Source organism: Flavobacterium agrisoli, from assembly GCF_016522065.1.
Taxonomy (GTDB): domain Bacteria; phylum Bacteroidota; class Bacteroidia; order Flavobacteriales; family Flavobacteriaceae; genus Flavobacterium; species Flavobacterium agrisoli.
On the sequence record NZ_JAEHFV010000002.1, the window covers coordinates 16,843 to 30,244 of the forward strand.

The 13,402-nt window shown below is 35.7% G+C and carries 10 protein-coding genes; 3 read left to right on the forward strand and 7 right to left on the reverse strand.

All coding sequences use genetic code 11. The annotated features are described in order from the left end of the window. Nucleotides 1-6 precede the first annotated feature (6 nt). Nucleotides 7-1,350, reverse strand: a complete 1,344-nt coding sequence (locus tag I5M07_RS05225; protein WP_200105169.1) for an FAD-dependent oxidoreductase — start codon at nucleotides 1,348-1,350, stop codon at nucleotides 7-9. Nucleotides 1,351-1,562: 212 nt separating this feature from the next. Between I5M07_RS05225 and I5M07_RS05230 the strand changes: the two genes are divergently transcribed. Together I5M07_RS05230 and I5M07_RS05235 are read left to right on the forward strand one after the other, a co-directional pair. Further along, on the forward strand, nucleotides 1,563-3,125 hold the full coding sequence (locus tag I5M07_RS05230) for a hypothetical protein (RefSeq protein WP_200105170.1): 1,563 nt from the start codon (nucleotides 1,563-1,565) through the stop codon (nucleotides 3,123-3,125). 72 nt (nucleotides 3,126-3,197) lie between these two features. Continuing rightward, the gene (locus tag I5M07_RS05235) at nucleotides 3,198-4,979 is read left to right on the forward strand and encodes a hypothetical protein (RefSeq protein ID WP_200105171.1); all 1,782 of its coding nucleotides are present in this window, start codon (nucleotides 3,198-3,200) and stop codon (nucleotides 4,977-4,979) included. 38 nt (nucleotides 4,980-5,017) lie between these two features. Here I5M07_RS05235 and I5M07_RS05240 read toward each other — a convergent pair whose 3' ends face one another. The 6 genes from I5M07_RS05240 to I5M07_RS05265 form a co-directional block, all read right to left on the reverse strand. Next, on the reverse strand, nucleotides 5,018-5,428 hold the full coding sequence (locus I5M07_RS05240; RefSeq protein ID WP_200105172.1) for a YMGG-like glycine zipper-containing protein: 411 nt from the start codon (nucleotides 5,426-5,428) through the stop codon (nucleotides 5,018-5,020). A 97-nt stretch (nucleotides 5,429-5,525) separates the two neighbouring features. After that, nucleotides 5,526-6,800, reverse strand: coding sequence for a kynureninase (kynU, locus tag I5M07_RS05245; RefSeq protein WP_200105173.1), 1,275 nt, complete (start codon nucleotides 6,798-6,800; stop codon nucleotides 5,526-5,528). A 122-nt stretch (nucleotides 6,801-6,922) separates the two neighbouring features. Beyond that, on the reverse strand, nucleotides 6,923-7,972 hold the full coding sequence (gene queA / locus I5M07_RS05250; protein ID WP_200105174.1) for a tRNA preQ1(34) S-adenosylmethionine ribosyltransferase-isomerase QueA: 1,050 nt from the start codon (nucleotides 7,970-7,972) through the stop codon (nucleotides 6,923-6,925). A 163-nt stretch (nucleotides 7,973-8,135) separates the two neighbouring features. Next, nucleotides 8,136-9,359, reverse strand: coding sequence for a 3-phosphoshikimate 1-carboxyvinyltransferase (aroA, locus tag I5M07_RS05255; RefSeq protein WP_200105175.1), 1,224 nt, complete (start codon nucleotides 9,357-9,359; stop codon nucleotides 8,136-8,138). Nucleotides 9,360-9,432: 73 nt separating this feature from the next. Next, nucleotides 9,433-9,759 carry a nucleotide pyrophosphohydrolase gene (locus tag I5M07_RS05260; RefSeq protein WP_200105176.1) on the reverse strand — a complete coding sequence of 109 codons (327 nt, stop codon included), beginning with the start codon at nucleotides 9,757-9,759 and terminating at the stop codon, nucleotides 9,433-9,435. A 61-nt stretch (nucleotides 9,760-9,820) separates the two neighbouring features. Then, complete coding sequence (locus I5M07_RS05265) at nucleotides 9,821-10,813, reverse strand: helix-turn-helix domain-containing protein (RefSeq protein ID WP_200105177.1); 993 nt, start codon at nucleotides 10,811-10,813, stop codon at nucleotides 9,821-9,823. 183 nt (nucleotides 10,814-10,996) lie between these two features. Between I5M07_RS05265 and I5M07_RS05270 the strand changes: the two genes are divergently transcribed. Beyond that, nucleotides 10,997-13,396: a TonB-dependent receptor gene (locus tag I5M07_RS05270; protein WP_200105178.1), complete on the forward strand. Its 2,400-nt coding sequence runs from the start codon at nucleotides 10,997-10,999 to the stop codon at nucleotides 13,394-13,396. Nucleotides 13,397-13,402 lie beyond the last annotated feature (6 nt).

Genomic DNA, 13,402 nt, shown 5'->3' on the forward strand with positions numbered 1-13,402 from the left:
ATTTTTTTATGCTTGCTCCAAAGCAGCGAGTATTTTTTGTTCTACCCATTCAGAATCCCAGATTTGCTCAATATTTTCTAATTGCAGTATTTTTTGCATGATTTCGTTTTGAAAATCTCCGATAGCCAATGCTTCCGTGTAGGGCCTATCACTAAAAGTTACCCTACTGTATAACGGAATCCATTTCTCAGGGTATTTTTCAGAAAAATGTTTTTCAATCCTTTTTTGCAATAAAAATTTTTCATCAGCCGTTTTGGTACTCATTTCCATAAAATTGCGGTACGACAATTCAGCAATTGCATCGGCATTTGGCTTTCTTTCCTTTTCGTATTCAGAAAAAACAGTTTGCCAATCATCGCCATATTTTTCGATTAATTGATACAAAACCGTAATATCCTCAAAACCTGCATTCATTCCTTGTCCATAAAAAGGCACAATAGCATGACAAGCATCGCCAACTAGTGCCACTTTATCTTTAAATGTCCACGGAAAACACTTCATCGTAACCAAAGTACTTGTTGGATTTTTGAAAAAATCTTCCGTTAACATTGGAATTACTTCAATAGAATCTGGAAAGTTTTTCTCGAAAAAATCGGTAACACTTTCTTGATTAGTTAATTCAGCAAAGGAATTTTCTCCTTCAAAAGGCATAAATAAAGTGCAGGTGAAACTGCCATCTAAATTAGGCAAGGCAATTAACATGTATTCGCCGCGTGGCCAAATATGAAACGAGTGTTTGTCTAATTTGTGCGACCCATCCGGATTTGCCGGAATATGCAATTCTTTGTATCCCATATTTAAAAATTCCTGCGAATAATTAAACATGCTTTGCCGTTGCATGCGGTGTCTGACACGGGAAAAAGCACCATCGGCACCAAATACCAAATCGTATTTTTTATCTTCCCATTCGCCACGTTCGGTTTCGCCAATATGCAAGGTAGCGTCGCTCAAGGTAACATCCCAAATTTTTTGTTCAAAATAAAATTCGGCTCCGGCAGCTTCGGCCAAATCAATCATTTTCCGGTTCAGCGTACCTCTGGAAATCGAATAAATGCTTTCTCCATCTTTACCATATTGTTGGTAATTCAATTTATCCACTAAGTGAATGGCTCGCTTGTCCATCGGAATGGCAATTTCTCGCACCGCATCGCCCACACCTACTCCATCTAAAGCTTTCCAACCCCTATCCGACATAGCCAAATTAATGGAGCGTCCCGAAAACGTAATTTTCCGAATATCGGGACTTCGGTCGTACACATGTACTTCGTGTCCTGCTTTTTTTAGATAAATTGCCAGTAAAGAACCAACCAATCCAGAACCTACTACCGCAATTTTAAGTGGTGTTTGCATCAAAAAATGTCTAAAATTTAAGGCCGTAAAAATACTAATAATCTAAAAGAATGACTTTAAAATAAAGGAAATATTTAGAAATCACAGCATTTATCACAAACCCATGGGATTTTATTACAATCTCCTGATATGGGCATTATGTAATAGATTTAGTGCTTTTGTAATTAATACGTGATAGAAATAGCGTATTTTTAAAATTGAAATTCAAGCAAATGAAATTATATCAAAAAATAGCAATTGGCGTTTTAGCACTTCTAGTAATTCTTGTAGCAGCCAATTTTGGTTTGAATTTTTATTTACAAAAACGACTTCCTAAAATCATACAAGATAACAACCAAACTCCTTATGAAATTGGCTATCAAAACCTCCAAATCAAAGTGTGGTCGGCCACTATTCAAGCAGATAGCATTGTAGTTAAACCCAAAATAAAACCACAGAAAAGTGATGAAAAATTGGGCATTTATTCTTCTATAGAACAAATTACCATCAATCAGTTTAGTGTTTGGAATTTAATTTTTCACAACACCATTAGTGCCGACAATATTGAAATTTTCAAACCCGAAACCATTTTATATTATAAAAAAGAAAAAAAGAAAGACCGTTTGTCGCATGTTCGAAATGATGTAGTTGCCCCCTTTCAACAAATTATAAAAGTAAAAAACCTGCAACTTAAAAAAGGACATTTGACACTTTTAGAAACCCAAACCAGTCAGGTTTTTTTTGAAGTTAAAAACATTGAAGTTGATTTAGAAGGTATAGTTATCAACAAGACCACCTTACAACAAAAAATCCCTTTTAAATTAACAAATTATGATGTAAAAATGGATTCGATGGTATACCAACCCAATCCTATTTACCGAATTAAAATTGGGCAAATAGCCACCAAAAATCACGAATTAAAAGCTACAAATTTTGAACTAGCTCCGCTTTTAAACCGTCATCAATTTGTGGCTCAAGCCAAAAAAGAAAAAGATTTGTTTATTGTTAAAGCAAAAGAATTGGCTATAAACCAGTTGTCTTGGGGATTCAAAAAAGAAAATTTATTTTTTAAAGCCAATGCTGTTCTTTTAGATCAGGTGGATGCTAATATTTACCGCAATAAAATTCCAGCTGATGACATGAGCAAGAAAAAACTCTACAGCGAAGTTTTACGTAATTTAAAATTTGCTTTGGATGTTAGAAGCTTGGAAATGCGTGATTCTAAAATCGTGTATGAAGAAGAAGTTACTTTTGACAAAGGCCCAGCCATTCTAACTTTTGATCGATTTAATTTAAAAGCTAAAAACATAAAAAGTGGCTTGGGTTTGCAAAAAACGGACGATTTAACTATTGCCATTCATTGCATTTTTATGAAAAATTCGGCTTTAAAAGTAGATTGGAATTTTAATGTTTTAGACAAATCCGAACGTTTTCATATTAAAGGCAGCATTGCCAATTTCGATGTTAATGCCATGAAACGCTTTACGCGACCTTATATGAATGCCTCTTTTGACGGAAAATTCAAATCTTATCATTTTGATATTTGGGGAAATGACATCAATTCGAAAGGGAATGCTTCCCTTTATTACGACAATTTGGACGTAACACTTTATAAAAAGAAGGAGCCACATAAAAAATCGAAACTAAAAAGTGGTTTGGCTAATCTTTTTGTAAAAAAGGACTCCGATAATAAAGCCAAAACCTGTACTATGGAAGTGGAGCGCATTCAAGAAAAGTCATTTTATAACTTTTTATGGCGAAATGTGGCCGAATCGCTTAAGAAGATTTTAATTTAAAATCAATAACCTGATAATTATCAGCTTATACTTTTCTAAAAAAAATCATTTTTGTCGTTTAGTTATGTAATTATGCAAAAAAACGACCTCCACACTTTTCATATTCCCGTAATGGGATTGGCATTCACCATAGACAGCCCAATACGAGTAGCGCAATATGGTATTTCATCGGTTATAGCCCTTGCGGATGACGATTTAATTGAGAAAATGAATGCTTTTTATTGCGAAAAATTCCAACTCCCGTATCAAGAAATCAGCACTAAAATAGCCGATTATAGAGCCAAACGCATTACATCGTATCTTAATTTAGTACAAACAATTGTAACAAAAAAATACGAAAATTTAAAAACCGAGTTAGTCAAAAACAAAACCGCTTTGGATGCTTATTTGGAAATGCTTCCGGATTCGGCTACTTTAAAAAAGAACCTTCACAATTGGATTTCTGAAAGTAAAGAGTCTTTACAAAATTATATCGACTACCATTTACGAGCAGGAGCAATTGACGTAAACATCATGACCAAATTGGATAAAGCGAATTTCATAAAAAAGGAAGCGTTACCATCAAAATTTAACGATGCTCATGCCGCTTTAAGAGGTTTTGCAAACAGCAATCTGAATTCATCGGTAATTTTATCGGCAGGTATGAATCCGCGATTGTTCGGCTATTTTGCAGAATTAGACGCTTTTTTTCCGAATGAATTTGGTGAACTTACTAAAAAAATTACCTTAAAAGTAAGTGATTACCGATCTGCATTGATTCAAGGAAACTTTTTAGCCAAAAAAGGACTTTGGGTTTCCGAGAATCGCATAGAATCGGGGTTAAATTGCGGCGGACATGCTTTTGCCACAGAAGGCTATTTATTAGGCCCCATTTTAGAAGAATTTAAAACTAAGCGCGAGGAACTTCAAAATAGTGTTTATGAATTATGGTGTAATGCTTTAGCGAATAAAGGAAAAACTATTCCCGAAAAACCCTTACCGCTAAAATTGACCGTACAAGGAGGAGTGGGAACCGCTGAGGAACATCAATTTTTACTTGATTATTATAATATGGATTCCGTAGGATGGGGATCGCCCTTTTTATTGGTTCCCGAAGCTACGTCGGTAGATGCTGCTACCAGGCGTTTATTAGCCCAAGCCCAAGAATCTGACTTTTATTTGAGTCACATCTCGCCGTTGGGTGTTCCGTTTAATACTGTAAAAGGCACCACTAACGAATGGTTGAAGCAACAAAGAATAAACGAACAAAAAGCCGGCAGTTCTTGCCCGAAAAAATTCTTAGCCCTGAGCAAAGAACTCGGTGAACAAGGCGTTTGTACCGCTTCAAAAAAATACCAAGATTACAAACTATCCGAATTAGAACAGAGCAAAAACGCACTTTCTGAAGTTAATTACCTTCAACAAAAAGAAAGCATCACGCAAAAATCCTGTTTGTGTGTGGGACTTGCAAATCCGTCGTATTTGGAAAATGGTCTTGAAATAAAAGGACAAGATCAGGGCGTTGTAGTTTGTCCCGGTCCGAATTTGGCTTATTTTGACAAAGAAGTTTCGCTGCCAGATATGGTTCAGCATATTTATGGTCGAAAATCAGTACTTCATAACGAAAACCGACCTCACTTTTTTATAAAAGAATTGAAGTTGTATTTGCATTATTTCCAAAATGAAATTGTTTTAAAATCGGCATTAGATCATCCAAAAGAACTTAATAAAATACTTCTTTTCAAAAATCATGTATTAAAAGGCATTGCTTATTATGAAAATTTAATGAATACAATTTCGTATTTCAAGAACGATAAAAAAAGAATTCAAGGGCAATTAGCTGAAGTAAAAAGAGCACTTATTGAATTGTGTTAACACAAAAAAGGCTGAATCTTTCCTTTCAGCCTTTACTTTTATTTTTTAGAATCGTCTATTATTGCTCCCGTTCCGGCTCCAACACCAGCGCCGACAACACCACCAATAACAGCACCTTCGCCTTTTTTCTTACTCGTTAGTGCTCCAGTAGCCGCACCCACACCCGCGCCAATTACAGCACCTTTAGCGGCATTACTCCAGCCTTTTCGTTGTGGTTCGGCAGCAGGAGCCGTTTGTGTAATGACTTTGGTTGTGGTTCGATCTTGTTGCACCTTGTTTTCGGTTTTTGCTATTTCCATTTGCATTGAATCAATTACACGTTGTTTTTCGTGTGCGGTTTTCATCGAATCAATGGTTGCTTTTTTGGCCAATGCCACATCGGATTGTTGCTGATTTTGACAAGAAAACAACATGAATGTGACCACTACTAAACTATATAAGGTTTTCATACTATTCGTTTTTAAAATGAATACCTTACAAAGTAACAACACACCTTTTTAAGACGTATTATAGAATTAAAAGGGCTTTTTATACAATTTTAATAGCTTATTTACCTAAAATGCCTCTTTTGAGAATTTGCCCAAATTCGTACATATCTTCAAAAGAACAATATAACGGTACCGGAGCAAGGCGAATCACATTGGGCTCTCGCCAATCGACAATCACGCCATTTTTCATTAAATAATCAAAAAGAGCTCGACCTTCTCCGTGCAGAAAAACAGAAAGCTGAGAAGCCCTTTCTTCTTGATTTTGTGGGGTTATAATTTCGAAAGTACTGTTAACTTCTTTGTCTATTTTGTGAAGAATAAATTCTAAGTAAGCCGTAATTAAATTTCGTTTTTCGATTAAAGTATCCATTCCAATTTCGGCAAACATTTCTACCGAAGCCAAATAAGGTGCTAAAGATAATACGGGCAAATTACTCACTTGCCAACCGTCGGCACCTTGAACTGGGTCAAAATTTGGCTCCATTTTAAAACGGCGCTCTTTGTTATGTCCCCACCAACCTGCAAAACGAGGTAAATTACTATGGTGATGCCTTTCGTGAACAAAACAACCCGATGCATTGCCTGGCCCCGAATTCATGTACTTGTAACTGCACCAAGCGGCAAAATCAACGTTCCAATCGTGTAATTCGAGTTTGATGTTTCCGGCAGCATGCGCCAAATCCCAACCTACTTTGGCACCGACAGCTTGACCCGCCGCAGTAATCGTTTTCATATCAAAAACTTGTCCGGTATAATAATTTACTCCTCCGATTAAAACCAAAGCCAATTCCTGTCCCACTTCCTTAATTTTGGCCAGAACATCTTCCGTTCTGATGTTGTGTTCCCCTTCACGTCGTTTAATTTCGACTATTGCCTCTTCGGGTTTATAGCCATGAAAATTCACCTGACTTTGAAACAAATATTGGTCGGAAGGAAATGCTTTTTCTTCACAAATAATTTTGAATCGCTTGCCCTTTGGTTGATAAAATGACACCATCAATAAATGCAAATTTACCGTAAGCGTGTTCATCACCGTGACTTCGGAAGGAAGAGCTCCCACTATTTTACTTAACGGTTCGGCAAAACGTTCTTGGTAATCCCACCACGGTTTTTCGGCATAAAAATGACCTTCTACAGCCAAATTAGCCCAATCGTTCATGATTTCATCCACATACGCTTTGGTGCGTTTGGGTTGTAATCCTAACGAATTTCCTGTAAAATAAATGACTTTTTTGTCGTTAACTTTTGGAAAAATAAATTCGGATTGGTATTTGTTTAAAACGTCTTTTTGGTCGAGTTCTTGAGCAAATTCGCGTGTATTTTGAAAATTCATAGGTTGCAGTTTTTTGTAAAAATAACATCTTTTACAGAAAAGAAATCGAAATTTAACACTAACAATTAGGCATAAAAAAACCCGTCAAAATGACGAGTTCTTATTTTTATCTTTTAAGTCAATTATAAAATCAACATCGCATCTCCGTAGGAGTAAAATTTGTATCCCTCTTTGATGGCTTCGTCATAGGCTTTGCGCATCAAATCATGTCCACAAAAAGCCGAAATCATCATTAATAAGGTTGATTTTGGTGTATGAAAATTGGTAATCATGCAATCGGCGATACTAAAATCGTAAGGAGGAAAAATGAATTTGTTTGTCCAACCTTCATACGGATTTAAAGTTCCAGCCGAAGAAACCGAACTTTCTATAGCACGCATAGAAGTAGTTCCTACGGCGCATACTTTTTTCTTTTTGCTTTTGGCTTCGTTTACCACTTCACAGGCTTTTTCGTTGATAATCAACTCTTCCGAATCCATTTTGTGTTTTGAAAGATCTTCTACCTCAACTGGGTTAAAAGTTCCCAAACCAACATGTAAAGTTACCTCAGCAAAATTTACTCCTTTAATTTCCAAACGTTTCAAAAGGTGTTTCGAAAAGTGTAAACCAGCCGTTGGCGCTGCTACAGCTCCTTCTTCTTTAGCATAAATAGTTTGGTAACGCTCTGCATCTTCCTCCGTTACTTCGCGGTTGATGTATTTCGGGATGGGTGTTTCTCCTAGTTCGGTCAATTTATTTCTGAATTCTTCATAAGAACCATCGTATAAAAAACGAAGGGTACGCCCACGTGAAGTCGTGTTATCAATCACCTCAGCCACTAACGAGTCATCATCACCAAAATACAATTTATTTCCGATACGAATTTTACGAGCTGGATCTACCAAAACATCCCAAAGACGTTGCTCTGAATTTAATTCTCTCAGCAAAAAAACTTCAATTCTAGCTCCTGTTTTTTCTTTGTTTCCGTATAAACGAGCAGGGAAAACTTTGGTATTATTCAAAATCAAAACGTCGCCGTCATCAAAATAATCAATAACATCTTTGAACATTTTATGCTCGATAGTTTGTTTTTTACGATCAATGACCATCAAACGAGATTCGTCTCTGTTTTCCGCCGGAAATTCTGCAAGAAGTTCTTTAGGTAAGTTAAAATTAAAATTTGATAATTTCATGAAGTCTATTTATTTAGGCTGCAAATATACGACTGTGAAATAGGCGTTGTCAAGTGTTTTGCCTTTTATTTTCAAAAGAGTCTGATTTACTGATAGTTTCCAAGTGCTTAAAACAAGAAAGACTCCAGGAAATCCTAGAGTCTTATATAAATAATGGGTTGGGTTATATTTCTGAAACTTGAAATTGTAAGGTTTTAAAATCTTCCCAATAATCCGGATATGATTTAGAAACTACCTCGGCATTATCAATAATAATAGGCACTTTTAAGGCCAAAGGTGCAAATGCCATAGCCATACGATGGTCGTTATAGGTAGCAATATGGACATTTTTATTAATACTTGTAGAAGGTTCTAGGGTTAAGCTATCGTTTGTTACCGAAATCGAAGCGCCTAATTTGGTTAATTCTACGTATAAGGCTTCTAAACGGTCGGTTTCTTTGATTTTTAAGGTATGTAAACCTGTAAGATGGCAACCAATTCCTAAACCAAAACACGTAACCACGATGGTTTGCGCAATATCAGGCGTGTGATTCAAATCGAAAGTAACGGATTTGGGTTGAAAATCAGCTTGTTTTTTTAGTGTTAACAGGTTGTTTTCAAAGCTAGCATTTACGCCTAATTCTTGATACAATTTTACTAAAGCCGAATCGCCTTGTAAACTCGACGCTTTATAACTGCTGATATTTATTGTAGCCGATTGGGAAAGTGCCACTAAGCTGAAGAAATACGAAGCCGAGCTCCAATCGGATTCCACTACCATTTCTTTCGTGTCCACTTTTTCCTTAGGAAAAACTGTAATTACGTTCCCTTCAAAATTCGTTTTAATATCCAAATCGTTCAATAACGCCAAAGTCATTTTGATGTAAGGAATAGAAGTTATTTCTCCCACCAACGTCAGTTCTATTCCATTTTCTAATTTGGGAGCTACCAACAACAAAGCCGAAATGTATTGGCTACTCACATTTGCCGGTATACTCACTTTGTGAGCCGTAATTTTTTGTCCTTTAATTCGGATTGGCGGGTAACCCTCTTCTTTTTCATACGAAATTTGAGCGCCTAATTGTTGTAAAGCTTCTACTAACACTTTTATAGGGCGTTCTGTCATTCGTTTCGAACCCGTTAATACCACTTCTCTGCCTTCGTTTACCGCAAAATAAGCCGTAAGAAAACGCATTGCAGTTCCGGCATGATGAATATCGACTATTTCATCATTACCTTTTAACGCTTTTTGCATTACTTCGCTATCGTCGGAATTGGACATATTGGCTAAGGTAATATTCGGGAATAAAGCTTGTAATAATAGTAAGCGGTTGGTTTCACTTTTAGAACCCGTCACAGCGATTTTTCCTTGTAAATCAGCTTGATTGGTTTGAACTAATACATTCATTTGGTCGTTTTTTGAGTTGCGCAAATTTATCTTAAAAAAAGAATACACCAAAGTTTCCTTTGGCCTTATCACATTATTGCAACTTTTCGTTATTCTTATGACGGTCTTTATCGCGAACCGATTTCAAATCCATTTTTTTATCAAAAGCAGCTTGCAAATCAATTCCAGTTTGATTGGCCAAACACAAAACTACAAAAACCACATCGGCTAATTCTTCGCCTAAATCTTTGTTTTTATCGCTTTCTTTTTCCGATTGTTCGCCATAACGACGCGCAATGATTCGAGCCACTTCGCCCACTTCTTCGGTAAGTTGCGCCATATTGGTTAGTTCGTTAAAATAGCGAACTCCGTGTTCTTTTATCCAATTATCTACGTCTAATTGTGCCTTTTTTAAATCCATTTTCTTTTGATTTTTCACAAAAATAAACAATAAGAATGTTATATATAATTTCTTTATAGCACTATTTACCTTTTAATTTACTCGGTAAGTATCCAAATTTTTTTTTGAAGGCCACTGTAAAATGATGCGGATTTTTATATCCTAATTCTTCCGAAACCGTGCTTATGGGACAATTATTTTCCAGTAAAAATTGCTTAGCATAATCCATTTTAAGTTGATTGAGATAGCTAAAAACAGTTGTGCCGTAAACCAATTTAAAGTATTTTTTTACCTTAAAATCATTTAATCCTACTGTTGCAGCCAAACTTTTTAAACTGTGTTTTGCTTTAAATTGTGAAGCTAAAATTGCTTCGATAACTATAATTTTTTGCAAATCAATATCGTTAATTTCAGTTGTCTTTTCGGTAGTTTCTTCATTGAGAATTATGGAAAACAGGTGCACTAAAATTTCTACAATTTTTGATTCTAAATGGGCTTTTTTTATTTTTCCAGTATACTGACAATGTAAAATATCGTTGATAATGGTATGTAATTTTGGCGAAATGGGTTTGCTGTTTTCCCACATTACAAATTCTTTTTGCAATTGAATGGCTTTGGCCAAACACGGAATAGTCGACTCAAAATTCGGAAAGAACAATTCTTTTAAATAACTTTCTGTAAAGGTAATTTCGAGGGTTTTTCTGCGGCTGGTTTGGTATTGTAATTCGCCTTTAATTTGGGGCAAATAAAACAAATTATAATGTCTGTTTGGAATGTAAATTCCGCGTTGTTTTTTGTTTTTTGGCACATAACGGTTATCCCCTTCCATTTCAAAATGCAATTTAATAAACGAAAAATCGTGCTCAATTTGCACTGCGTAGTTTCCGTTCGCTATCCTTATATCACGACTTACAAGATGCACACCGTTTAAAGAAATATCCGTAATACAACCCTCAATACCATTTTCATTAAGCGGAATTCGTTTTTCTTTAAAAACCGCTTTTTCTTGTAAAATTGGGTCGTTTATTACCACGACTTTGTTATCAAAAATGGCACTTTTCATAATTGTTTTCATACGTCATTGTCATTTACTTGATTTTTAACCCGCTTTTTAAAAGTTATTAATTGCACTTAAAACAATTAATAAAAATCCGTTTTGCGTTTATTTTAATCCTTTTTACGATAGTTTCCCCACTAGTTAAGGACTTACTTTTGCACAAAATTAACTTATTTTTAATAAATCTAAATAATAATAACCATGTTTTTTGAACAAACCAAAAAGAAAAAAACCATTCCCGTATTTCAAAAATGGATTACGTTCTTCGCTTTACTGATAAGCATTTTCTCCGTTGCCCAACAAGGAAATGGTGTTATTAAAGGAAACGTGTTAACCTCTGACCATCATCCTGCCGAAGATGTCGTGGTAAATATTGTAGGAACGAGTAAGTCTGTTATTACCGATGATCAAGGAAATTTTACCCTTCATAAACTACCTGCTGGAAATTATACACTGCAATTAGCACTTAATGGTTATGAAACACTAACCCGAAACGTAACAGTGAGCAGCAATCAAACGGCACAACTTACCGTACAATTAGAAACGTCCTTAAAACAATTACAAGAAGTTGTTGTGGTTTCGGGCGCACAAAAATTTGCCCAGAAAAAAAGTGAATATGTGGCTCGCTTGCCTATTAGTAATCTGGAGAATCCTCAAGTATACACTGTAGTACCAAAAGAATTATTTCAGGAACAAATTGCTACCGATTTTAGAAGTGCGTTAACTACGGCACCTGGCTTGAGTAATGTTACACAAAGTGTTGGTTCTGGTGGTGTAGGTTTGAGTTTGCGTATGCGTGGTTTTAGTGGCGCTTCGGCAGCAGGTTCTATTCGTAATGGTATGAATACGAACTGGGTAACGATGACCGATCCTGTAAATTTAGAAAGTATTGAAGTAATTAAAGGGCCATCAGCGACTTTATTTGGCTCGACTTTAACCACTTATGGCGGATTAATTAATCGTGTCACCAAAAAACCATTCGAATTTTTTAAAGGCGAAGTAAGTTATACTACTGGAAGTTGGGCATTGAGTCGCACTACTATTGATTTGAATACACCCGTTAACGAAGATAAAACGATGTTATTTCGAATTAATGCCGCTTTAGACCATCAAAAAACGTGGCAAGATTATGGCAAAAGCAAAACATTTATGGTAGCGCCGTCTTTTACCTATCATATCAATGATCGCCTTACTGCCGATTTGGATTTAGAAGTGTATAATGGCAGTCGAAATGCAACCTACACAGGATTAGGAAATTTCAATCCAGATAATTCAACTTTCAAAAGTTTTAATGATTTGAATTTCGATTTTAAAAAATCATACACTACAGACGAATTACAATCGGAAGCTAAAACAACCAATGTATTTACACGATTCACTTATAAAATGTCGGATTCTTGGTTATCACAAACCAATTTTTCCAATTCATTTACCGATAACAAAGCCAATTATTTGTTTTTACTGATTAACAATCCTGCTGCTGGCGAAACAATTCCGGTTTTACAACGCCGTTTAATGAATATCAACAGTACTTTTAAAACTACTCAAATTCAACAAAACTTCATCAATACTATCGAAGTAGGTAATTTTAAAAACAGATTATTATTAGGAGCTGATTATACCTACGTGAGCACTAATGACAACCGTTGGACCATAAACAATTATGATGCATCAGCTGGAAATCCTTTAACGCCAATTAATGGCAATGCTCCTTTTATCAATTACGATAAATACAGACAATTTATTGCAGCCATGCCTGCTCCCTCTGTAGTGAATAATAGAGATTTAAGAACCACCAGTATTTATGCTTCAGATGTAGTTAGTGTTTACGACAGATTGCATGTGATGTTTAGTGGCCGTTTTGATCACAATGAAAACAAAATTACCAATTATAACCAAAATGCTTTTTCGCCAAAACTAGGAATTGTATATCAAATTGTCAAAGATAAAGTGTCCCTATTCAGTAACTACATGAATGGTTTTGCAAATACCGGAAGCGGAGAAACAGCTCCAGGTGTGGTGATTGATTTTAAGCCTGAACAAGCTAATCAATGGGAAGCTGGAGTAAAAGTTGAATTAATAGAAGGAAAACTAAACGGTACTCTAAGTTATTACGACATTGCCGTAAAAGATAAAATACGCTGGGACGGCAATTATCAAATACAAGATGGAACACAAAAAAGCACAGGTTTTGAAGCCGATTTGATTGCCAATCCATTTAAAGGATTTCATATCATAATGGGTTATGGTTATAACGATAGCCAATACACTTCTGGGACTGCTAATGGAAAAACGCCCTATGCGGCTCCTAAAAACGTGGCCAATCTATGGATGAGCTATAAAATATTAAACGGAAAAGTAAAAGGTTTAGGATTTGGCTTTGGAGGTAATACACAAAGTGACAGTTTTGCTAACGATGCCAACACTTTTACTGTAGACGGATATACCGTATTAAACGGAACTGTATTTTACGAAAACCCTAAATTTAGATTGGGTTTAAAATTGAACAATATAGCCAATACCGAATATTGGACAACCGATTACTGGTCTAACATGATGCCAACCCGACATTTTGTAGCCAACTTTACCTTTAAGTTTTAATTTTTT

What these genes read in the sequence shown, in the direction of transcription:
- I5M07_RS05225 (WP_200105169.1), bottom strand. Translation starts at nt 1,350, where the DNA reads ATGCAAACACCACTTAAAATTGCGGTAGTAGGTTCTGGATTGGTTGGT.
- I5M07_RS05230 (WP_200105170.1), top strand. Translation starts at nt 1,563, where the DNA reads ATGAAATTATATCAAAAAATAGCAATTGGCGTTTTAGCACTTCTAGTA.
- I5M07_RS05235 (WP_200105171.1), top strand. Translation starts at nt 3,198, where the DNA reads ATGCAAAAAAACGACCTCCACACTTTTCATATTCCCGTAATGGGATTG.
- I5M07_RS05240 (WP_200105172.1), bottom strand. Translation starts at nt 5,428, where the DNA reads ATGAAAACCTTATATAGTTTAGTAGTGGTCACATTCATGTTGTTTTCT.
- kynU (WP_200105173.1), bottom strand. Translation starts at nt 6,800, where the DNA reads ATGAATTTTCAAAATACACGCGAATTTGCTCAAGAACTCGACCAAAAA.
- queA (WP_200105174.1), bottom strand. Translation starts at nt 7,972, where the DNA reads ATGAAATTATCAAATTTTAATTTTAACTTACCTAAAGAACTTCTTGCA.
- aroA (WP_200105175.1), bottom strand. Translation starts at nt 9,359, where the DNA reads ATGAATGTATTAGTTCAAACCAATCAAGCTGATTTACAAGGAAAAATC.
- I5M07_RS05260 (WP_200105176.1), bottom strand. Translation starts at nt 9,759, where the DNA reads ATGGATTTAAAAAAGGCACAATTAGACGTAGATAATTGGATAAAAGAA.
- I5M07_RS05265 (WP_200105177.1), bottom strand. Translation starts at nt 10,813, where the DNA reads ATGAAAACAATTATGAAAAGTGCCATTTTTGATAACAAAGTCGTGGTA.
- I5M07_RS05270 (WP_200105178.1), top strand. Translation starts at nt 10,997, where the DNA reads ATGTTTTTTGAACAAACCAAAAAGAAAAAAACCATTCCCGTATTTCAA.